A 23,447-nucleotide genomic window follows, 5' to 3' on the forward strand; every position below is an offset into this window, starting at 1 on the left:
AATTTTTCTGTTCAGCGTTCGATGATGTCAGCGTCTCCTCTATTTCTCTTGAGGCTTTTCCCTTATGGAGCAGTTACGCGCCGAACTGAGTATTGTGCTGGGTGAGTCCATCAGCCGGTTGGAACGCGTCAGCGAACAACCTTATGCCCACATGTATTCACTGTATGACCAACAGGGCCACGCGATCCCGCTGATGGCGAAAAGCTTTGTCTGCCAGGGCATCGCCCAACAAGAAGCTTACAAGCTGTCGATGCTGTCACGTGAAGGGGATATTCGCCTGCCGACGGTGTATGGCGTGGTCTATACCCACCAGGCACCCTATAAAGAAATCTTGTTGATCGAGCGCTTGCGCGGCGTATCCGTAGAGGCGCCGACGCGCACGCCGAACCGTTGGAATACGCTGATGGAGCAGATTGTCGATGGCGTATTGGCCTGGCACCGTATTGACAGTCATGGCTGCGTGGGCACGGTAGACAGCACCCAGGAGAACGACTGGTTCTGTTGGTATCAACAACGGGTCGAAGTGCTATGGTCAACCTTGGGTAATCTCAACTCGCCGCTGCTGACGATGGATGATCGCCGCTTGTTGTATCGCACCCGTGAAGCATTGACCCACTTTTTTGTCGGCTTCGACGATCCTTGCGTATTGGTGCACGGTAACTTGTCGCTGCGCAGTATGTTGAAAGATCCGAAAAGCGATCAACTCTTGGCGATGCTCAACCCCGGAATGATGCTGTGGGCACCGCGTGAATATGAGTTATTCAGGTTATGTGAAGCGGGAATGCCGAGCCAGTTGCTGTTTTATTATTTGCAACGTGCGCCGGTAGCGGAGTCCTTCCTGATGCGGCGTTGGTTGTATGTGGTATGGGAAGCGGTAGGGCGGTTGATTCATACCGGCAAACTGGAGCGGCAGCCGTTTGATTATGCGTCCAAACAACTGCTGCCCTGGATTACCGGTTAACGCCGATCAGTCGACAGATACTTCATCGGAGCCTTTCAGCCGTTGCCACAGGCTGCCCAGCGTTTCATACCAGGCCCGCTCGCTGTGGCCGAGGAACATCGCCGAAGGCACCACCCGATCCCAGATATTCAATCGTGAACTGATGGCCAACTGATTGGCCGGCGCCGGGATCGGGTGCAGCCCCTTGGCTTCAAAGAAGCGCATGGCGCGCGGTAAATGGTTGGCTGAAGTCACCAGAATAAACGGCTGCTGGCCGACCAGCTTCGACACCTGCAATGCCTCCTGCTCGGTATCCAACGGGCGATCCAACAGCACGATATCACTGCGGGGGACTCCCAGGCTTTCCGCCACCTGCGCCGCGGTTGCCGCGTTACTCAGGGTTTTGGGACTCCCGGCGCCGGTAAACACCATTTTCGCCCCTGGATGGGCGAGATATAAGCGCACACCTTCCGTGACTCGCGGCAGGCTATTGCCGATCAGATTGGAACTGGGCGCCCAATCCGGATTAAAGGTATAGCCGCCGCCCAGCACCACGATATAATTCACCGGGTCATTGCCACGATAGGTGACATACTCAGATTCTATCGGGCGCAGTAATCTGTCGGCCACCGGCTGCAGGCTGAAAAGCAGTAAAAACAGCCAGCTCAGCGTGAAAATGACCTTGCCGCTTTTTTGCCAACGGGTGAACCACAGCAGTAACAGCGCCAGTCCCATCAGCAGCAACAGCGCGGGCAACGGCATTAAAATGGCACCAATGAACTTTTTCAGGTTAAACAGCATCAAAAATCAGGTCCTTTTGGGCGAAAAAACGACATCCGGGCACAATCAGGCCGCAAGAAGATTCATTCTAAGCCAGTCTGTGCCAAAATAGCAGGTTTGAATGGGCTGGTACTTTGCCCCCAGCCGGATAAGATCAGCGGAGCCGTTGTCCATGCAGGATCGCAATTTTGACGATATTGCTGAAAAGTTTGCGCGTAATATTTACGGCACCACCAAAGGGAAAATCCGCCAGGCTGTGGTTTGGCAGGATCTGACCACGCTGTTGGCCCAGTTGCCGCAGCGGCCGCTGCGCATTCTGGATGCCGGCGGTGGCGAAGGCCATATGGCCTGCCAATTGGCAGAATTAGGACATCAGGTGTTGTTGTGCGATCTTTCTGGTGAGATGATCCAACGCGCCGCGTTGCTGGCTGAGCAGAAAGGTGTGAGCCAGAACATGCAATTCATACAAAGTTCAGCCCAGGATATTGGTCAACACTTGGAACAGCCGGTTGATCTGATATTGTTCCATGCGGTGCTTGAATGGATCGCCGAACCTGAGGCTGCGCTGCAGGCGTTATTTAATTGCCTGTTGCCGGGTGGCGCACTGTCATTGATGTTCTTTAACGCCAATGGCCTCTTGATGCGTAACGTGGTGTTGGGTAATTTCCAACTGGTGAACCCAGAGGTCAGAAGACGCAGAAAGCGTTCGCTGTCGCCGCAGTACCCGCATAGTCCACCGCAGGTGTACGGCTGGCTGGAACAGTTGGGCATGCGTATCAGCGGGAAAACCGGCGTGCGGGTGTTCCACGATTATCTGCAGAGCAGGCAGTTACAGACACAAAAATTTGAAGAGTTACTGGCGCTTGAACAGCACTATTGCCGGCAGGAGCCGTACGTGAGTTTGGGGCGCTATATTCACGTCATGGCGCATAAACCAAACCTGAAGGACGAACTATGAGTGAATTTTCCCAGACAGTACCCGAACTGGTCGCCTGGGCACGGAAAAATGATTTCTCTATTTCGCTCCCTACGGAGCGTCTCGCGTTTTTGCTTGCTATCGCCACTTTGAACGGCGAGCGGCTGGACGGCGAGATGAGCGAAGGTGAGCTGGTTGATGCATTTCGCCATGTCAGCAAGGGTTTCGAACAGACGCATGAAACGGTGGCCGTGCGCGCCAACAATGCGATTAACGACATGGTGCGCCAGCGCCTGTTAAACCGTTTTATCAGCGAACTGGCGGACGGTAACGCGATTTACCGTCTGACGCCGCTGGGCATAGGTATTACCGATTACTATATCCGTCAGCGCGAATTCTCCACGCTGCGTTTGTCGATGCAGTTGTCAATTGTGGCGCAGGAACTCAAACGCGCCGCCGACGCCGCCGATGAGGGCGGTGACGATTTCCACTGGCACCGCAACGTGTTTGCACCGCTGAAATATTCGGTGGCGGAAATATTCGACAGTATCGATTTGACCCAGCGAATTATGGATGAACAACAGCAGGGCGTGAAGGATGACATCGCAGCGCTGCTGAACAAAGACTGGCGTGCGGCGATCTCCAGCTGTGAGATGCTGCTGTCCGAAACCTCGGGTACTCTGCGTGAACTGCAGGATACGCTGGAGGCGGCGGGCGATAAACTGCAGGCCAACCTGTTGCGAATTCAGGATGCCACGCTGGGTGGCGCGGAACTGGGCTTTATCGACAAACTGGTGTTCGATCTGCAAAGCAAGCTCGACCGCATTATCAGTTGGGGCCAGCAGGCGATTGACCTGTGGATTGGCTACGACCGCCACGTGCATAAATTTATCCGTACCGCGATCGACATGGACAAGAACCGGGTGTTCGCCCAGCGTTTGCGTCAGTCGGTGCAAAACTATTTCGACAACCCGTGGACACTGACCCATGCCAATGCCGACCGTCTGCTGGATATGCGAGACGAAGAACTGGCGCTGCGCAGCGAGGAAGTGACCGGGGAACTGCCGCCGGATCTGGAGTTCGAAGAGTTCAGCGAAATCCGTGAGCAACTGGCGGCAATGATCGAACAGGCACTGAAGATTTATCAGGAACAACAGATGCCGCTCAATTTAGGGGCGGTAATGCGCGATTATCTGGCGCAATATCCGCGTGCTCGTCATTTCGATGTGGCACGTTTAGTGGTCGACCAGGCAGTGCGCCTTGGTGTGGCTGAAGCAGATTTTTCAGGGTTGCCGGCACAGTGGCAGGCAATCAATGATTACGGAGCCAAGGTCCAGGCCCATGTCATCGACAAATATTGAACAAATAATGCCAGTCAAGCTGGCCAAGGCATTGTCTAACGCGCTGTTCCCGGCGCTGGACAGCCAACTGCGTGCGGGTCGTCACATCGGTATCGATGAACTGGACAACCACGCCTTCTTAATGGATTTCCAGGATGAACTGGAAGAATTCTACACCCGCTACAGCGTAGAGCTGATCCGCGCGCCTGAAGGATTCTTCTATCTGCGTCCACGCTCTACCACGCTGATCCCGCGTTCGGTACTGTCCGAGCTGGATATGATGGTGGGGAAAATCCTGTGCTATCTGTATCTCAGCCCGGAACGTCTGGCGCATGAGGGCATTTTCAGCCATCAGGAGCTGTACGACGAGCTGCTGAGCCTGGCGGATGAGAGCAAATTGCTGAAGTTCGTTAATCAGCGTTCTACCGGCTCGGATCTCGATCGCCAGAAGCTGCATGAAAAAGTACGTACTTCACTGAACCGTCTGCGTCGTTTGGGCATGGTCTATTTCATGGGCAACGACAGCAGCAAGTTCCGTATTACCGAGGCGGTGTTCCGCTTTGGCGCCGATGTGCGCAGCGGCGACGATCCGCGTGAAGCGCAGTTGCGTATGATCCGCGACGGCGAAGCAATGCCGGTTGAAAACAGCCTGTTGCTGAATGATGAGAGCGATGCGGAAGACTCGCCGCTTGATACCACACCGGACAGTGCAGAGGATGAACAGGAATGATTGAACGCGGTAAATTTCGCTCGCTGACGCTGGTTAACTGGAACGGCTTCTTTGCCCGCACCTTTGATCTCGATGAGCTGGTGACTACGCTCTCCGGCGGTAACGGGGCAGGGAAATCCACCACCATGGCGGCCTTCGTCACTGCGCTGATCCCCGATTTGACGCTGTTGCACTTTCGTAACACCACCGAAGCCGGTGCCACCAGTGGCTCTCGCGACAAGGGCCTGCACGGTAAACTGCGCGCCGGGGTGTGTTATTCGACCCTCGACGTGCTCAACTCGCGCCACCAACGCGTGGTAGTTGGTGTTCGTCTGCAGCAGGTTGCCGGCCGTGACCGCAAGGTGGACATCAAGCCGTTCGTTATCCAGGGCCTGCCGACGGCGGTGCAGCCGACGGAACTGCTGACCCAAACGGTGGGCGAGCGCCAGGCACGCGTGCTGTCGCTGCAGGAACTGAAAGATCGCGTTGAAGAGATGGAAGGGGTGCAGTTCAAGCAGTTTAACTCCATCACCGATTACCACTCATTAATGTTCGATCTGGGCGTGATCCCTAAACGCCTGCGTTCATCGTCCGATCGCAGCAAGTTCTATCGTCTGATTGAAGCCTCGCTGTACGGCGGTATCTCCAGCGCCATCACCCGCTCGCTGCGCGACTACCTGTTGCCGGAAAACAGCGGCGTGCGCAAGGCATTCCAGGATATGGAAGCGGCGCTGCGTGAAAACCGCATGACGCTCGAAGCGATCCGCGTGACTCAATCCGACCGCGACCTGTTCAAACATTTGATTTCCGAGGCCACCTCTTACGTGGCGGCGGACTACATGCGTCATGCCAATGAGCGGCGCATTCATCTGGACGGGGCACTGGCGCTGCGCAACGATCTGCTGGGCAGTCGCAAACAGTTGGCCGCCGAGCAATACCGTCATGTGGAAATGGCGCGTGAACTGGCGGAGCAGAGCGGTGCGGAATCCGATCTGGAAACCGATTATCAGGCCGCCAGCGATCACCTGAATCTGGTTCAAACGGCGATGCGTCAGCAGGAAAAGATCGAGCGTTATGAAGGCGATCTGGAAGAGCTGACCTACCGACTGGAAGAACAGAATGAAGTGGTTGCGGAGGCCAGCGAACAGCAGGCCGAAAACGAAGCGCGTGCCGAGGCAGCCGAACTGGAAGTGGATGAGCTGAAAAGCCAACTCGCCGACTACCAGCAGGCGCTCGACGTGCAGCAGACCCGCGCCATTCAATATCAGCAGGCGTTGCAGGCACTGGATCGCGCACGCACGTTGTGTCAACTGCCAGAACTGACCGCCGAAAATGCCGAACACTGGCTGGATACTTTCCAGGCGCGCGAGCAGGAAGCGACAGAAGCACTGCTGATGCTCGAGCAAAAACTTAGCGTGGCCGACGCCGCGCACGGCCAGTTTGAACAGGCATATCAGCTGGTGGGTAAAATCGCCGGTCAGGTCAGCCGCAGTGAAGCCTGGCAGTGCGCGCGCGAATTGCTGCGCGACTGGCCATCACAGCAACACCTTGCCGAACGCGTGCAACCTTTGCGTATGCGCCTGAGCGAGCTGGAACAGCGTCTGCGCTCCCAGCAGGATGCCGAGCGTCTGTTGCAGGAATTCTGTAAGCGCCATGGCCAGCAGTATCAGCCGGACGAACTTGATGCCCTGCAACAAGAGCTGGAAGAGCGTCTGGAATCGCTGTCGCAGGGTGTCAGCGATGCCGGCGAACGTCGGATGGAAATGCGCCAGGAGCTGGAGCAAATTCAGCAACGCATCCGCGAACTGACTACCCGCGCCCCTATTTGGTTGGCAGCGCAGGATGCTCTGAGCCAGCTTGGTGAGCAGAGTGGCGAAGCGCTTGAAAGCAGCCAGCAGGTGACGGAGTACATGCAGCAACTGCTGGAGCGCGAACGTGAAACTACCGTTGAGCGTGACGAAGTGGCTGCCGGTAAACGTGCCGTTGAAGCGCAAATTGAACGTCTCAGCCAGCCTGGCGGCGCCGAAGATCAGCGTCTGGTCACGCTGGCCGAACGTTTTGGTGGCGTGCTGCTGTCTGAAATCTACGACGACGTCACCATCGACGATGCACCGTACTTCTCCGCCTTGTACGGCCCGTCGCGCCACGCCATTGTGGTGCCGGATCTGTCGCTGGTACGCGAGATGCTGGAAGGGTTGGAAGACTGTCCGGAAGATCTCTATCTGATCGAGGGGGATCCGCAGTCGTTCGATGACAGCGTATTCGCCGTCGAAGAACAAGACCGCGCGGTGTTGGTTAAAACTGCCGAACGCCAGTGGCGTTACTCGCGTTACCCGGCTGTGCCGTTGTTTGGCCGTGCCGCACGTGAGAATCGCCTGGAAATATTACATGCCGAGCGGGAAAAGTTGGCAGAGCGTTATGCCACCCTGTCGTTCGACGTGCAGAAAACCCAGCGTTCGCACCAGGCCTTCAGCCGCTTTATCGGTAACCATCTGGCGGTAGCCTTTGACGCCGATCCGGAAGCGGAGATCCGTGGTCTCAATACCCGCCGTGGTGAAATCGAGCGCGCGCTGAATAACCATGAAGCGCAGAACCAGCAGCAGCGCCAGCAATACGATCAGGCGAAAGAGGGCATTTCTGCACTTAACCGTCTGACACCGCTGGTTTCATTGCTAAACGATGAAACCCTGCAGGATCGGGTGGAAGAAATCCGTGAGGAGCTGGAAGAGGCGCAGGATGCCGCGCGTCATATTCAGCAGCACGGCGTTTCCCTGACCAAGCTGGAGCCGCTGCTGTCGGTGCTGCAGAGCGATCCGCAGCAGCATGAGCAGTTGCAACAGGATTACACCCAGGCGCAGAGCGTGCAGCGTCAGGCCAAGCAGCAGGCGTTTGCCCTGATTGAAGTGGTGCAGCGTCGCGCACACTTCAGCTATACCGACTCTGCCGGTATGCAAAATGCCAATAACGATCTTAACGACAAGCTGCGCCAGCGTCTGGAGCATGCGGAAGCGGAACGTACCCGTGCCCGTGAGCAGTTGCGCCAGTATCAGACCCAGTTTACCCAGTACAGCCAGGTGCTGGCATCGCTGAAAAGCTCGTATGACGCCAAACGCGACATGCTCAAAGAGCTGAGTCAGGAACTGGTAGACATCGGTGTGCAGGCGGATGCCAATGCCGAAGCCCGTGCGCGCACCCGTCGTGATGAATTGCATGCGGGCCTGAGTACCAACCGCGCACGTCGTAACCAACTGGAAAAACAGCTGACCTTCTGTGAAGCAGAAATGGACAGTCTGCAGAAGAAACTGCGCAAGCTGGAGCGCGACTATTATCAGCTGCGTGAGCAGGTGGTCACCGCCAAAGCAGGTTGGTGCGCCGTGATGCGCCTGGTGAAAGACAATGGCGTTGAACGTCGTCTGCACCGCCGCGAACTGGCCTATATGGACGGTGACGAGCTGCGCTCAATGTCGGATAAGGCGCTCGGTGCGCTGCGTCTGGCGGTGTCGGATAACGAACATCTGCGCGATGTGCTGCGCCTGTCGGAAGATCCCAAGCGCCCGGAACGCAAAATTCAGTTCTATATTGCGGTCTATCAGCATCTGCGCGAGCGTATTCGTCAGGATATCATTCGTACCGACGACCCGGTTGAGGCCATCGAACAGATGGAGATCGAACTGGGCCGCCTGACCGAAGAGTTGACCGCGCGTGAGCAGAAACTGGCAATCAGTTCCAAGAGCGTGGCGAACATCATTCGCAAAACCATCCAGCGCGAACAGAACCGTATTCGCATGCTCAACCAGGGCCTGCAGGCGGTTTCCTTCGGGCAGGTGAAGAGCGTGCGATTGAACGTCAACGTGCGTGAAGCGCATGCGACGCTGCTGGATGTGCTTTCCGAGCAACAGGAACAGCATCAGGACCTGTTCAACAGCAACCGACTGACCTTCTCGGAGGCCTTGGCCAAGCTGTATCAGCGTCTGAACCCGCAGATTGACATGGGGCAACGCACGCCACAGACCATCGGCGAAGAGCTGCTGGATTACCGCAACTACCTGGAGCTGGAAGTGGAAGTCTTCCGCGGCTCGGACGGTTGGCTGCGTGCCGAGAGTGGCGCGTTGTCTACCGGGGAAGCGATCGGTACCGGGATGTCGATTCTGGTTATGGTGGTACAGAGCTGGGAAGAAGAGTCTCGCCGCCTGCGCGGTAAAGATATCTCCCCATGCCGCCTGCTGTTCCTCGATGAAGCGGCGCGACTGGATGCCAAATCCATCGCCACGCTGTTCGAGCTGTGCGATCGTCTGGAAATGCAGTTGATCATTGCGGCACCGGAAAATATCAGCCCGGAAAAAGGCACGACTTATAAGCTGGTGCGTAAAGTGTTCCAGAATCATGAACATGTACACGTAGTGGGGCTGCGCGGTTTTGCCAATGAGCCGCCGGTTCTGGGTATTACTGCGGCAGAAACGCCGTAAACGCAAAAAAAGCCCGCTAATAATCTGAAAATAGCCGCCCTGGGGTGGCTATTTTTTTGTGCGGGAGGATGATAGTCCTGCTTTTTTCTGTGCCGAAAACCGGGTAGCCTGATGAAATAACAGTTATTCATAGGCAGCAAAGGGCAAAATGGCTTTTCTATTCGTATACTGAAACTAATAAGTTGTCTTGGTTATATTTTTTGTGAGCATACAGGGGGCAATGGATGTTGCTTAGAAATGGAAACACTGTGCGGCGTCTGGCGTTAAGTTGCGCAATCGCATGTGGTCTTGCGTCGTCATTACCCGTATGGGCAACCGTTCCTGCGTTTCCGGTGGCGTCATCCGGCATGTCAGTTGCGCAAAGCCGTTCGGAACTGCTTGCGGCATTGCCGAAGGGCATTACACCCTATTATCTTTCGACGCTGGCTCCTTTGTACGCGGCGAACCGGATGCAATTGATGTGGCAGGATCGCGAAGCGGTTCAGCAATTTCAGCAGCAACTGGCCGAATTGGCGATGTCCGGCGTACAGCCGCAGTTTACCCAATGGGTGAAGCTGTTGACCAACCCGGCGATTACCGACGTGGCGCGCGATGTGGTGCTGTCTGATGCGATGCTGGGCTATTTACAGTTTGTTTCGTCCATCGGTGCCAACGGTAATAATTGGCTGTACAGCAACATTCCCTACAAGCTTGGTCTGCCACCCAATACGGTGATTAACCAGTGGCAATTGGCGTTGCGTCAGGGCAAGACTCTGGCTTATGTCAATACGCTGGCGCCGCAGCACCCGCAATACGCCAAGATGCATCAGGCCCTGCGGGATATGCTGGCCGATGGCCGTCCATGGCCGCAAATGGCCAATGGCCCAAGCCTGCGTCCGGATCAACTGAGTAGTGATATTCCAGCCTTGCGTGAGATCCTGGCCCGTAACGGCATGCTGACGCCTTCTACGGCACCGGTGGAAGTGCAGGATCCCCCTGCGGTATTGACCGGTTCGCGTAATGAGCCTGACGACGGTGGCCTGTCGGTCGATGAAGAAAAAAGTCGTGACAGTCAGAGTGCCGTTGTCAGCCCGGCCGCCGCCCCGGTGAAAGATCTCGTCCCAACGCCGCAATCGCCTTTTTCGCAGCAGTCAGAAAGCCCGGTGACCGTTACTGATAATCGCTATACTCCCGACCTGGTGGAGGGCGTTAAGCGTTTCCAGAAATGGCAGGGTCTGAGTGCTGACGGCGTCATTGGCGTGCGCACTCGCGAGTGGCTTAACGTAACGCCGCAAATACGAGCCTCGTTGTTGGCGCTGAATATCCAGCGGTTACGCATACTACCCGGCCATGTCGATACCGGTATTATGGTTAACATTCCTAACTACTCGTTGACCTACTACCAAAACGGCAATGAAGTGCTTTCCTCTCGGGTGATCGTGGGTCGGCCTAGCCGCAAGACGCCGTTGATGAGCAGCGCATTGAATAATGTGGTGGTGAACCCGCCGTGGAACGTACCTACTACGCTGGTGCGTGAAGATATCGTGCCGAAGGCGATGCGTGACGGCAGCTACTTCCAGAAGCATGGCTATACCGTGCTCTCGGGGTGGAGCAACGATGCCGAAGTGATTAATCCGGCAATGATCGACTGGAGTATGATTTCGCCTCGTAATTTCCCGTATCGGATCCGTCAGGCTCCGGGGGCGACCAACTCATTGGGCCGTTTTAAATTCAACATGCCGAGTTCGGACGCTATCTATCTGCACGACACGCCCAACCATAATCTGTTCCAGAAAGACATCCGCGCCTTAAGTTCCGGCTGTGTTCGGGTCAACAAGGCATCGGATTTGGCGAATATGTTGCTGCAGGATGCCGGTTGGAACAACACCCGTGTTTCTTCCACCTTGAAACAGGGTAATACCACCTTCGTCAATATCCGCCAGCATATTCCGGTTAAATTGTATTATTTAACCGCCTGGGTCTCTGATGATGGAAAACCACAATTCCGCACAGATATTTACAATTATGATGACACGGTGAGATCGGGCGCACAAATTTTGGCTCAGGCCGAAAAATTAATGCAATAAATGCAGTAATTATAAATAAATAACGGTCAGAATATCGGGCCATGTTGCAGGCACTCATTGCGTGAGTGCCTGCAAACCGCGGGACATCACGGGTTGACTCAGCCAGTGTGGGCGGTTATGGTTCGGGCAGTGCGCTGTTTTGTGCATATATTTTGATATTCTTGCCGGGTTTAACAGAAACATGGACAAAATTGATCATCATCGCCGTAAATGGCTGGCGTTAGGTAGCGCCGCTGTGGGCATAGCGCTGCTCCCTGGGCAAGCCTTTGCCAGTCTTTCTACTTCGCGCCCGCGTATTCTGGTTGTAAATAATATGCATACGGGCGAATCGCTTAAAGCCGAATTCTTCGACGGTAAGGGATATAATAAAGACGAATTAGTCCGTCTTAATCATCTCTTCCGTGATTATCGTGCCAATAAGGTCAAGTCGATCGATCCTCGTCTGTTCGATCATCTCTACCGTCTGCAAGGTCTGTTGGGCACCAACAAGCCGGTGCAGTTGGTTTCTGGTTATCGTTCCCTGGATACCAACAATGAGCTGCGTGCACGCAGTCGCGGTGTGGCCAAGCACAGCTACCACACCAAAGGCCAGGCGATGGACTTCCATATCGAAGGCATCCAACTGAGTAATATCCGTAAAGCGGCGTTAAAAATGAGCGCCGGTGGTGTAGGATATTACCCACGTAGCAACTTCGTACACATCGATACCGGCCCGGTGCGGACCTGGTAATCGCTGTGCACCACAAGTGAGTAGCGCCAGCCCGGCAGGGTGTGGCGCCGTTGTCGTTGGAGCCTTATGAAATACCACATTATTCCCGTTACCGCTTTTAGTCAGAACTGCAGTCTGATCTGGTGTGAGAGCACCCAGCAGGCGGCGTTGGTCGATCCCGGCGGTGAACCTGAAAAACTGAAGGCCGAAATAGCCAGGCAGGGCGTAACCGTTACGCAGATCCTGCTGACGCATGGTCATCTCGATCACGTTGGCGCGGCCGCTGAGTTGGCAGAGTTTTATCAGGTACCGATCTACGGCCCGGATAAGAGAGATGCCTTCTGGCTCGATGGCCTACCTGCGCAGAGCCGCATGTTTGGGCTGGAAGAGTGCGCACCGCTGACGCCAACTCAGTGGCTGGAAGAAGGGGACAGCGTGCAGGTGGGCGAAATGACGCTCAAGGTGCTGCATTGCCCTGGTCATACTCCTGGCCATATCGTGTTTATTAATGATCAGGCGCGATTGGCGCTGGTGGGCGACGTGCTGTTTAACGGCGGTGTCGGGCGCAGTGATTTTCCACAAGGCGATCACCAGGCGTTGATTAACTCGATCCGCACCAAGTTATTGCCGCAGGGTGATGACATGGCGTTTATCCCAGGTCATGGGCCAATGTCGACCTTCGGTCAAGAACGTGAAACCAACCCGTTCCTGCGTGAAGAGCCGGCCATCTGGTAAGTTATTTCCGGCAGAAATAACTAAGGGGCGCTTGAGCGCCCCTTTTGCTATGTGTCGCGCGACGGTTTTACAGCACGGCGACGATGGCTTCGCACAGCGGCGCCATATTGTCTGGTGTCATGCCGGCAACGTTAACGCGGCCGGAGTTAACGGCGTAGACGCCAAATTCCTCACGCAGACGCAGAACCTGTTCTTTGGTCAGCCCGCTGAATGAGAACATGCCGTTCTGATTGATGATAAAGCTGAAGTCCTGCTCAGCACCTTTCTCCTGCAGGGTATTCACAAACAGCTGACGCATGCGGTGAATACGTTGACGCATATCAGTCAGTTCCTGCTCCCACAGCGCACGCAACGCATCGTCACCCAGGATGGTTGCCACAATGGCAGCACCGTGTGACGGTGGGTTGGAGTAGTTGGCGCGGATAGCCGCTTTCACCTGGCTGAAGGCACGGTCGGCGGTTTCTGCATCAGCAGCAACGACGGTACAGGCACCCACGCGTTCGTTGTAAAGACCGAAGTTCTTCGAGTAAGAACTGGCGACGATCAGTTCCTGATGCTTGGCGGCAAAAATACGCAGGCCCTGAGCATCTTCTTCCAGACCATTCGCAAAGCCCTGGTACGCGAAGTCGAACAGTGGCAACCAACCGTTAGCCACAGACAGCTCGGCCAATTGTGCCCACTGCTCAGCCGTTGGGTCGATGCCGGTTGGGTTATGGCAGCAACCGTGGAACAGCACCACATCGCCGGCCTGAGCCTGTTTCAGGCTGTGGAGCAGGCCGTCGAAGTCCAGCGCATGATTGGCTGCATCATAGTAGGCGTATTCCAGCACTTCCAGACCGACCGCACCAAACACGTTGTTGTGGTTTGGCCAACTTGGGTTGCTGATCCAGATGCGTTTCGCGCTGGTCTGATTGGCGATGAAGTCAGCTGCTACTCGCAGGCCGCCGGTGCCACCAGGAGTTTGTGCGGTGCGCGCACGCTTGTCGGCAATAATTGGGCTTTGTTTGCCGAACAGCAGCTCTTGCGTGCAGTTGGCGAATGCCGGAATACCTTCAATGCCGAGATAGTTTTTGGTGGTCTCATTTTCCAGCAGATATTGCTCAGCTTTTTTAACGCTGGTCAGCACCGGGGTTTTACCGGTTTCATCTTTATAAACGCCAATCCCCAGGTTGATTTTGTTAGGGCGGGCGTCAGCGCGGAAAATGTCGGTCAGACCCAGGATCGGATCGGCAGGTGCAGCAGTGATTTTTTCAAACATGTCAGGTGCTTCCATGGCTTGGAGTTAAGCAGACAGAAGCATCAGGGTAGCGCCAGTTATGCCCTTTGCCAACCGTTTGCGAGAAAAACACCTCGATCTTGTGAAGGACGCATATTCAGCATAAAAAATGAGGGGGAAGGGGGATTTGGCAGGATAAAAATTTAGGGGGACGCAAAAACAAAAACAGGGCCGAAGCCCTGTTTTTTAACTTAGTCGACGGTGAACCGCCGTTAAGTGAGACAACTTAGAACTGGTAAACCAGGCCAACACCAACGATGTCGTCGGTAGCAGTGCCAGTGGCTTTGGTGAATTCGTTGTCATCCAGCAGGTTGATTTTGTAATCAACGTAGGTGGACATGTTTTTGTTGAAGTAGTAAGTGGTACCAACAGAAACATATTTAACCAGGTCGGCATCGCCGCCGCCGAAGCTAGAACCGTGATTGGTACGGCCAGCCAGGTTTTTACCTTTAGACTGCAGGTAAGAAACTTCTGGACGCAGACCGAAATCGAACTGGTACTGTGCAGTCACTTCGAAGTTCTGAGTTTTGTTAGCGATACCGGCATCAAAATCACCATATGGTGTCATGTTGCGGGTTTCTGAGTACATGGTTGCCAGGTAGACGTTGTTCGCGTCGTATTTAGCACCCACGGTCCACGCATCAGCTTTGTCGCCACCAGCGGTGGAGTTGTTGGTCTGCGCATCAGTACGATCAGATGATGCGTATGCAGCACCGAAGCTGATGCCTTCGCCGATGTCATAAGTAGAAGACAGGCCCCAACCGTCGCCGTTTTGTTTCTTCAGAGCACGGCCGTCGTTTTCGTTCTTACCCTGGTACTGAACAGCGAAGTTCAGACCGTCAACCAGACCGAAGAAGTTGTTGTTACGGTAAGTAGCAACGCCGTTGGTACGGCCAGTCATGAAGTTGTCGGTGTAGGTGTAAGTATCGCCACCGAACTCTGGCAGCATATCTGTCCAGCCTTCCACGTCGTACAGTACGCCGTAGTTACGGCCGTAGTCGAATGAACCGTAGTCAGCAAATTTCAGACCCGCGAAGCCCAGACGAGTCTTGGTGCCTTCGGTGCCTTGAGACTCAGCGTGGTTAGCCTGAACGTTGTATTCCCACTGGCCGTAACCGGTCAGTTGGTCAGTAATCTGGGTTTCACCTTTGAAGCCGAAACGAACATAGGTCTGATCGCCATCATTACCTTTGTCGTCTGAGAAGTAGTGCAGACCGTCAACTTTACCGTACAGATCCAGTTTGTTGCCGTCTTTGTTGTAGATTTCAGCAGCGTTTGCTGCACCAGCTGCTAACAGAGCCGGGATTACCACTGCAAGAATGTTGCGCTTCATCATTATATTACCCTCATTGGTGTTATTCGGACACCTTTGCCACTGCCGCCAATAATTCTTTTGGAACTATTGTTGATAGATTGGTGTCGTCCTGTGTCTGCACGCAGTGTTCCATTCACGGGCGGGTTAATCTAGAACGAAAATGCTACCAATGTCGTAATGAGGTATCAGAATGAAAGCATTTGTAACAAAAAGTAATATTCAGGGAACTTTGTGACGCGCGTCAATATTAAAAAATGCGAAAGGCCAGCAAAGCTGGCCTTGGTTTTGTAACTAAATTAATTAGAAAATGTATTATCTGATTAATTAAAAGGTTGCATTACGTGGAGTCCGCGGGAACGGAATGACATCACGCACGTTTTGCACGCCGGTGACATAGGCGATTAAACGCTCAAAGCCCAAACCGAAACCGGCGTGAGGAACGGTGCCGTAACGACGCAGGTCGCGATACCACCAGTAGTCTTCTTTATTCAGCCCCATGGCTTCCAGACGCTGATCCAGTACGTCCAGACGTTCTTCACGCTGAGCACCGCCGATGATTTCACCAATGCCCGGAGCCAGAACGTCCATTGCGGCAACGGTTTTACCGTCATCGTTCATACGCATATAGAAAGCTTTGATGTCTTTCGGGTAGTTTTTCACTACTACCGGCGCTTTGAAGTGTTTCTCGGCCAAATAACGCTCATGTTCGGAAGACAGGTCGATACCCCAGGAAACCGGGTTTTCGAAAGTCTGACCTGAGGCGATCAGGATTTCCACCGCTTCGGTGTAATCAACCTGAGCAAAGTCAGAAGTAACAAAACGCTGCAGGCGATCGATAGCATCTTTGTCTACGCGCTCGGCGAAGAACTGCATGTCATCCATACGCTCGTTCAATACGGCTTGGAATACATACTTCAGCATTTTTTCCGCCAACTCGGCGATGTCTTCGAGATCGGCAAACGCCACTTCCGGTTCGATCATCCAAAACTCCGCCAGGTGGCGGCTGGTGTTGGAGTTCTCGGCGCGGAAAGTGGGGCCGAAAGTGTAAATTTTCGACAGCGCACAGGCATAGGTCTCGCCGTTCAACTGGCCGGAAACGGTCAGGAAGGCTTCTTTGCCGAAAAAGTCCTGGCTGAAATCGACTGCACCTTTATCGGTACGCGGCAGATTTTCCAGATCCAGAGTTGAAACGCGGAACATTTCACCGGCACCTTCGGTATCGGAGGCGGTGATCAGCGGGGTGGAAACCCAGAAGAAGCCGTTCTCGTGATAGAAGCGGTGAATGGCCTGTGCCAGCGTATGACGTACGCGGGCAACGGCACCGATCAGATTGGTGCGTGGGCGCAGGTGAGCCACTTCGCGCAGGTATTCGATGCTGTGACGTTTGGCCGCCATCGGGTAGGTGTCCGGATCGTCAACCCAGCCAACCACTTTAATCGCGGTTGCCTGCAGTTCGAAACTCTGACCTTCGCCCGGAGATGCCACCACAACGCCGGTGACTTCAATGGAACAGCCCGTGGTCAGATGCAGCACTTCATCCTGATAATTCGGCAGAGAATTATTAACGACGGCCTGTAACGGATCAAAGCAGGAACCGTCATAGACGGCCAGGAAGGAGATACCAGCTTTAGAATCTCTCCGGGTACGCACCCAACCGCGTACGGTGACTTCACTGTCAACCGCAGCACGGCCTTGCAGTACGTCGACTACAGGCACTACGCTCATAGATTTCTCTCTTTAATAATTTGGTTTAGAAATAGCTTATAACCCAAGAATATGGGGATGTTGCTATGTTACTTGCCGCGGTGCAGAGCACAAGTAGAAATCGCCGGATTGGTGCAACATTTCTTGGGGCTGGGCGAAAAGGGAACAACGAGAAGGACTATATAAAGAAGGAAAAGCCGGCGTGAGGTCTTCAGCCGGCTTTTTAACGTTTATCGGGCAGGGGGACTAGCTCGCTTTTTTTACCAGCGGCAGATCGAAGGCTTTGCGTAACGCTTTTACAAAGGCCTGATCCTGACAGATGGTTTTACCCGGGCTGTCGGAGAGTTTAGCCACCGGTTTGCCTTTGCATTCGACCAGTTTGATAACGATATTCAGCGGTTTAACCCCGGGAATATCGCAGGTCAGACGCGTACCTATACCGAACACCAGGTTGACGCGTTGGTAGAAGTGGCGGTAAAGCGCCAGTGCTTTGTCCAGATCCAGGTTATCGGAGAACACCAGAGTTTTGCTCATCGGATCAATCCCCAGCTTCTGGAAATGCGCGATGGCTTTTTCGCCCCATTCGAACGGATCGCCTGAGTCATGGCGCAGGCCCTGATAGCGTTGGGCAAACTGCGGGCCGAAATCACGCAGGAAGGCATCCATGGTGATGCAGTCGGTCAGTGCAATACCAAGCTGATCCGGGTATTCATCCAGCCAGGCCTGCAGTGCCGCCCGCTGGCTGTTGGCCAACACCGGGCTTATCTGCTGATGAGCCTGGAACCATTCATGAGCCTGGGTACCAACCGGTGCAAGATCCAACTGGTGCGCCAGATCGTAGTTGCTGGTCCCCACCAGATACGGGAATTCGTTTTTCAGCGTGCTGACGATTGCCTGCTGCACAGCCTGTGAAAAACGGCGGCGGGTGCCGAAGTCCATCAGCTTGAAGCGAGAAATATCCACATCGCTACTCATGGCTTTAAACTGTGCGAGCTTGTTGCGCAAATGGGCTACCGCCATCTCTGGCGTGACATCCGGTGAGCGGTGACGGTGCACCACTTCGCTGATTACCGCCAGCAGTGGGACTTCCCACATGATCACTTCGCGCCACGGGCCGGCAATGCGAATATGCAGCTTGCCCGCGTGGTTCTCGATCTGGACCTGTTGCGGATCGTAGCGGAAATCGCGCAGCCAGTTCAGGTAATCCTCACGGAAGAAGGGTAGCCCTGAGAGATAGTCGAACTCAGCGTCTGTCAGCGCCAACTGGCTCATCAGTGCGATTTGCGCACCAATTTCGTCGGCATATTCGCCAAGCAGCTCGTCACCACGGCAGCGGAATTCCGCCGCCACGCTGATAGCGGGATAGCGATGAAACACTGCTTGCTGCATATGAAGCTTGTAGGCATCAGTATCAAGCAGTGATGTCAAAATCGGGGAGGCGTATTGAGTCATAGCGCGTTACTGCATCCTCGTCAGGCGCGTGTCCAAATCCGGATAATCAAAAAAAGTGGGGGGAGTATACCCGGATTATCCTGTTATTGAAGCTGCATCACACCACAATTCATCGGAGCGGGTCGAGGATTAAACGTGCCTTTATGCTGGCTTGCCATCAGGATGGCGGCAGAAAAGCCAGATAAGCCTGTAAGGTGAATGACTTAGGCTAATTAGTCATAAAAATTATAATGTTAATTATTTTAAACAACAATTCAGATAAAACCGGTCGGGGTGTAAATGCCGATCCGGTCCTTACCGTTATTTTTACTGAAATAGAGCGCTTCATCCGCCTGTTTGATCGCCGTTGGCAACAGCCGGATGTCGCTCACCTGGGCAATGCCACAGCTGGTGGTGAAGCAAACCTTTTGCCCATCGGCTATTGTCAGGGTTAATTGGTGGGTTCGCTCGCGTAGCTTGGACATCACTTCGCGTGCATTCTCCAGCGTACAGTTCCCGAGGATCACGGCGAATTCCTCACCGCCATAGCGACAGAAAATATCACTGGAGCGGAAGGTGCTCTGCAGCAGTTTACCGAAGGCGACCAACACCAGATCGCCGACATGGTGGCCGTAGCTATCATTGAGATTTTTGAAGTTATCAATATCAATCAGGCAGAAGGCCAGCGGGTAGCTGCTGGCGGCCAGCGATTCGCACTCGCGGAAAAATTTGCGCCGGTTATAGATGTTGGTCAAGGGGTCAAGGAATGAAGAGGCTTCCAGCTCTTTGATCAGCAAGTGTTTTTCGTTTTCCAGCGTTACCTTTTCCAACTGATACTGTTTGAGTTGTTTAATGGCATCGCTGATGGCCATTAACTCCTGGCCGTAAAACACCTCATTAGGCACTATGTTCATATTCCCGCGCGACAGCCGAAAAATATTATTATGCGTTTTCGTTAACCAGCGGCTGATATTTGAACAGTAAACCAGCGTTGGCAGAAAAATAAACAGGGCGATCAGGCCACCCAGGGAAATCATGCCGTAAATGGCGGTCTGGCTGTTATAGATCTTATGCTGAGAGGCGGCGATCTCCATTTCAAAACTACGCTGGAAAAGCCGTTGTGAAAGCTCTGTCAGGTTTTTAACGTACTGATAAATCGAACTGGCGGGATAGAGGCTGTGAGTATCGACGGCAGTATAGAGTCCGTTGGTAATCTGGCCGATCTTTTTGGTCGATATTTGCTCAAGAATATCATTCACCAGGAACGTGGTTTGCACATCGTTATAGCTCAGCTTCATAAATATCAGCCGGGCGCTTAAAGAACTTAATACTCCGGTGAGCTGAACGGCTTTCAAATAAGCGACTTTACGCTCCAACGGGTTGATATTGACATCGATAACCTGATCGATAAGTTCGGTGACGGACAGGTTCAGCCGGTTATTCAGCCGTACGGCTTCCAGAAACAGAAATGAATCGGCATCGACCATGCGGTTGTCGTAGCTATAGCGGTAATAGCTTTTGCTGGCCTGAGAAATGTAGTAGGCACTGTTGATATTAAACAGGTTGGCATTGGCATCGGTAACGAGCGAAAGCTGCAGATTGTCACTATTGAGCAATTGTTCCATCAGGTTGAGCATGGAGAGTGCAGCGATTTTTTGCCGAATGCCAAGCTGTTGCGAGATATCACTGTCAATATGGGGGCGAAAGCGGGCAATTTTCTCCCGAGCTATTCGATCCGCTTCCTGCCATTGCTGCGAAGTAATATGAGGATCGACCAGGCTCAGGCGTTTCAGACGGTGCGCCAATAAGGTGGCCTGAAAAGCCTCTGAAATCTGTTTGGCGCGGGTAATTTTGTACAGGTTAAGCTGGTTGTCGCGATAGCCGGTTTCGGCCTCGACCAACTCGTCGGAAATGAACAGGGCGAAAGAGGACATCAGGGCAAAGGTAAAAAAATAGATCAGATATTTTACTTTCATACGCACCGCGCGTCCTTGAGCCAGATTTGCTAATTATATCATTGAGTCTCCCAGGCTGTCTTAACTATACCCAGCGAGCGGCTGCGGGCAGAAAAGTGCTGCTGCGCCGCCGCTGTTTGCCCATGAGCGCTGAAAAAACCGTACTTTTCACCCGCTTTCTGAAGCTTGAGCAGGCGTGTAAACTGAAGAGGGTTTTTTAGCATTAAATGCTGATTTTTATGCTGCATCAGGTCAAGGCACCTGACTGGGTGGGCAATTCGTCGACAATATTAGGATCCACCTCCGATTTCTCCGCACTGGTGGCCCGGCATCTCTGGGTTTTTTTTGTAGCTGTGATACAGTTTATTTACAATCAGGCTCATCGAAATTTCTGCTCTTTCCCCACGGCGAAATAACCTCAAGATGAAAGCCTGGCACCTGTAACTCACTGAGACGTCAAAGGGTTTTTATGATACAACAGCCACAGGCGAAATATCGCCACGATTATCGTGCACCAGATTACACCATCACTGACATTGACCTGGATTTTGAGCTGGACTCAGAGACCACTCGCGTCACTGCCGTCAGCAAGATTAAACGCCAGGGCGCAGCCGACGCGGCACTGGTACTGAACGGTGAAGACCTTACGCTGGTGAGTATTGAGATCGACGGCCAGCCATGGACTGCCTATCAGTTGCAGGATAACAAGCTGGTTATCGAGAAATTGCCAGCACAATTTACCATGACCATCGTCAATGATATTCACCCGGCGAAAAACACCGCGCTGGAAGGCTTGTACCTGTCCGGTGAGGCGCTGTGTACTCAATGTGAGGCCGAAGGATTCCGCCATATTACCTATTATCTGGATCGCCCGGACGTACTGGCCCGCTTTAGCACCCGCATTGTGGCTGACAAGGCTCGTTACCCGTTCCTGTTGTCAAACGGTAACCGCGTAGGCCAGGGAGAGCTGGAAGACGGACGTCACTGGGTGCAGTGGCAAGATCCGTTCCCAAAACCTTGTTACCTGTTTGCGCTGGTGGCCGGTGATTTTGACGTGTTGCGCGACAGTTTCACCACCCGCTCCGGGCGTGAAGTGGCGCTGGAGCTGTTCGTTGACCGTGGCAACCTGGATCGCGCCGATTGGGCGATGACCTCGCTGAAGAATTCGATGAAATGGGACGAAACCCGTTTCGGACTTGAGTACGATCTCGACATTTATATGATCGTCGCGGTCGACTTCTTCAACATGGGGGCGATGGAGAATAAAGGGTTAAATATTTTTAACTCCAAATACGTGCTGGCAAAAGCCGAAACCGCCACCGACAAAGATTATCTGAATATTGAAGCGGTGATTGGCCACGAATACTTCCACAACTGGACCGGCAACCGTGTGACCTGCCGCGACTGGTTCCAGCTCAGCCTGAAAGAAGGGCTGACGGTGTTCCGCGATCAGGAGTTCAGTTCTGATCTGGGTTCACGTCCGGTTAACCGCATCGATAACGTGCGCGTGATGCGCGGTGCGCAGTTCGCCGAAGACGCCAGCCCGATGGCGCACGCCATTCGTCCGGACAAAGTGATCGAAATGAACAACTTCTACACCCTGACGGTGTATGAGAAAGGATCCGAAGTGATCCGCATGCTGCACACGCTGCTGGGTGAAGAGCAGTTCCAGAAAGGCATCCAGCTGTATTTCGAGCGTCATGACGGTAGCGCGGCCACCTGCGATGATTTCGTTCAGGCGATGGAGGATGCATCCAACGTTGATTTGTCGTTGTTCCGTCGCTGGTACAGCCAGTCCGGCACGCCATTGCTCACCGTGCGCGATGAATACGATGCCGAGCAGCAGCAGTATCGCCTGCACGTTAGCCAGAAGACCGAACCGACCGCCGATCAGCCGCAGAAATTGCCACTGCATATTCCGCTGGATATCGAACTGTACGACGCACAAGGCAATGTGATTGCTCTGCAGAAAGACGGCTCAGCGGTCAATAACGTCTTGAACATTACCGAAGCGGAGCAGACCTTCGTGTTCGACGGCGTGGCGCACAAGCCGGTACCGTCCCTGCTGCGCGAGTTCTCTGCGCCGGTGAAGCTGGATTATCCGTACAGCGATCAGCAATTGACCTTCCTGATGAAGCATGCGCGCAATGAATTTGCCCGCTGGGATGCGGCACAGAGCCTGCTGGCCACCTATATCAAACTGAACGTTGCCAAACATCAGCAGAAACAACCGTTGTCGCTGCCATTACACGTTGCTGATGCGTTCCGCGCCGTGCTGTTGGACGAAACGCTGGATCCGGCATTAGCCGCGCAAATCCTGACGTTGCCATCGGAAGGTGAAATTGCCGAACTGTTCGCGACCATCGATCCCGAAGCGATCGCTGCGGTGCACGAAGCGATCGTCCGTTGCCTGGCCAAGGAAATGGCCGACGAGTGGCTGGCGGTTTATAACGCCAATAAAACCGACGGTTACCGGGTGGAACACGCTGACATCGCCAAACGTTCGCTGCGCAATGTGTGCCTGGGCTATCTGGCCTTTGGCGATGAAGCACTGGCCGACCGATTGGTGTCCGAGCAGTATCGCCAGGCAGACAATATGACCGACTCACTGGCGGCTCTGGCGGCGGCGGTAGCGGCACAGTTGCCTTGCCGCGATGCGCTGTTAACGGCATTCGATGAGCGCTGGCATCAGGATGGTTTGGTGATGGACAAGTGGTTCGTGTTGCAGGCGACCAGCCCGGCGGCGGACGTGTTGACCAAGGTGCGTAGCTTGCTGAAACACCGTTCATTCAGCCTGAGCAATCCCAACCGTACGCGTTCGTTGATCGGTGGTTTCGCTTCTGCCAACCCGGCGGCGTTCCACGCGGCAGACGGCAGTGGTTATCAGTTCCTGGCGGAGATCCTCAGCGATCTGAACCAGCGCAACCCGCAAATTGCCGCACGCCTGATTGAGCCGCTGATTCGTTTGAAACGCTATGATGCTTCACGTCAGGCGTTGATGCGCAAAGCACTTGAGCAGTTGAAGGGGCTGGAGAACCTGTCCGGCGACCTGTTCGAAAAGATCACCAAAGCGCTCGACGCGTAAACCGAACAAGGGACGGCATG

At 54.1% G+C, this 23,447-nt stretch carries 16 protein-coding genes; 9 read left to right on the forward strand and 7 right to left on the reverse strand.

Features of this window, described 5'->3' with window-relative positions; genetic code table 11:
• Positions 1-64 precede the first annotated feature (64 nt).
• Complete coding sequence (locus SERS4_RS0109355; protein ID WP_017892282.1) at positions 65-961, forward strand: YcbJ family phosphotransferase; 897 nt, start codon at positions 65-67, stop codon at positions 959-961.
• 6 nt (positions 962-967) lie between these two features.
• Here SERS4_RS0109355 and elyC read toward each other — a convergent pair whose 3' ends face one another.
• Positions 968-1,741, reverse strand: a complete 774-nt coding sequence (gene elyC / locus SERS4_RS0109360; RefSeq protein WP_017892283.1) for an envelope biogenesis factor ElyC — start codon at positions 1,739-1,741, stop codon at positions 968-970.
• A gap of 151 nt (positions 1,742-1,892) precedes the next feature.
• Between elyC and cmoM the strand changes: the two genes are divergently transcribed.
• The 7 genes from cmoM (at position 1,893) to SERS4_RS0109395 (ending at position 12,661) form a co-directional block, all read left to right on the forward strand.
• Positions 1,893-2,678 (forward strand): tRNA uridine 5-oxyacetic acid(34) methyltransferase CmoM, encoded by a 786-nt coding sequence (cmoM, locus tag SERS4_RS0109365; protein ID WP_012006149.1) that lies wholly within the window; start codon positions 1,893-1,895, stop codon positions 2,676-2,678.
• Complete coding sequence (mukF, locus tag SERS4_RS0109370) at positions 2,675-3,997, forward strand: chromosome partition protein MukF (RefSeq protein ID WP_012006150.1); 1,323 nt, start codon at positions 2,675-2,677, stop codon at positions 3,995-3,997. The genes cmoM and mukF overlap by 4 nt, the downstream gene beginning before the upstream one ends.
• The gene (gene mukE, locus SERS4_RS0109375; RefSeq protein WP_012006151.1) at positions 3,978-4,706 is read left to right on the forward strand and encodes a chromosome partition protein MukE; all 729 of its coding nucleotides are present in this window, start codon (positions 3,978-3,980) and stop codon (positions 4,704-4,706) included. Before mukF ends, mukE begins: the two co-directional genes overlap by 20 nt.
• Positions 4,703-9,151: a chromosome partition protein MukB gene (mukB, locus tag SERS4_RS0109380; protein ID WP_017892285.1), complete on the forward strand. Its 4,449-nt coding sequence runs from the start codon at positions 4,703-4,705 to the stop codon at positions 9,149-9,151. Before mukE ends, mukB begins: the two co-directional genes overlap by 4 nt.
• Before the next feature lie 224 nt (positions 9,152-9,375).
• A complete protein-coding gene (ldtD, locus tag SERS4_RS0109385; protein WP_012006153.1) occupies positions 9,376-11,217 on the forward strand; it encodes a L,D-transpeptidase in 1,842 nt (613 codons plus the stop codon).
• Positions 11,218-11,398: 181 nt separating this feature from the next.
• Positions 11,399-11,947, forward strand: a complete 549-nt coding sequence (locus tag SERS4_RS0109390) for a YcbK family protein (protein ID WP_012006154.1) — start codon at positions 11,399-11,401, stop codon at positions 11,945-11,947.
• 66 nt (positions 11,948-12,013) lie between these two features.
• A complete protein-coding gene (locus SERS4_RS0109395; protein WP_012006155.1) occupies positions 12,014-12,661 on the forward strand; it encodes an MBL fold metallo-hydrolase in 648 nt (215 codons plus the stop codon).
• A gap of 67 nt (positions 12,662-12,728) precedes the next feature.
• Here SERS4_RS0109395 and SERS4_RS0109400 read toward each other — a convergent pair whose 3' ends face one another.
• From SERS4_RS0109400 to SERS4_RS0109430, 6 genes are all read right to left on the reverse strand, one after another.
• Positions 12,729-13,919 carry an amino acid aminotransferase gene (locus tag SERS4_RS0109400; RefSeq protein ID WP_017892287.1) on the reverse strand — a complete coding sequence of 397 codons (1,191 nt, stop codon included), beginning with the start codon at positions 13,917-13,919 and terminating at the stop codon, positions 12,729-12,731.
• 244 nt (positions 13,920-14,163) lie between these two features.
• A complete protein-coding gene (gene ompC, locus SERS4_RS0109405) occupies positions 14,164-15,273 on the reverse strand; it encodes a porin OmpC (protein WP_017892288.1) in 1,110 nt (369 codons plus the stop codon).
• A gap of 303 nt (positions 15,274-15,576) precedes the next feature.
• Complete coding sequence (asnS, locus tag SERS4_RS0109410; RefSeq protein ID WP_012006158.1) at positions 15,577-16,977, reverse strand: asparagine--tRNA ligase; 1,401 nt, start codon at positions 16,975-16,977, stop codon at positions 15,577-15,579.
• A gap of 225 nt (positions 16,978-17,202) precedes the next feature.
• Complete coding sequence (pncB, locus tag SERS4_RS0109420) at positions 17,203-18,408, reverse strand: nicotinate phosphoribosyltransferase (protein WP_017892290.1); 1,206 nt, start codon at positions 18,406-18,408, stop codon at positions 17,203-17,205.
• Between the two features lie 254 nt (positions 18,409-18,662).
• Positions 18,663-20,363, reverse strand: a complete 1,701-nt coding sequence (locus SERS4_RS0109425) for a GGDEF domain-containing protein (protein WP_017892291.1) — start codon at positions 20,361-20,363, stop codon at positions 18,663-18,665.
• 38 nt (positions 20,364-20,401) lie between these two features.
• Positions 20,402-20,590: a hypothetical protein gene (locus tag SERS4_RS0109430; RefSeq protein ID WP_017892292.1), complete on the reverse strand. Its 189-nt coding sequence runs from the start codon at positions 20,588-20,590 to the stop codon at positions 20,402-20,404.
• A 221-nt stretch (positions 20,591-20,811) separates the two neighbouring features.
• Between SERS4_RS0109430 and pepN the strand changes: the two genes are divergently transcribed.
• A complete protein-coding gene (gene pepN / locus SERS4_RS0109435) occupies positions 20,812-23,427 on the forward strand; it encodes an aminopeptidase N (protein ID WP_017892293.1) in 2,616 nt (871 codons plus the stop codon).
• Positions 23,428-23,447 lie beyond the last annotated feature (20 nt).

It is taken from the genome of Serratia sp. S4, assembly GCF_000347995.1.
Classification (GTDB): Bacteria; Pseudomonadota; Gammaproteobacteria; order Enterobacterales; family Enterobacteriaceae; genus Serratia; species Serratia quinivorans.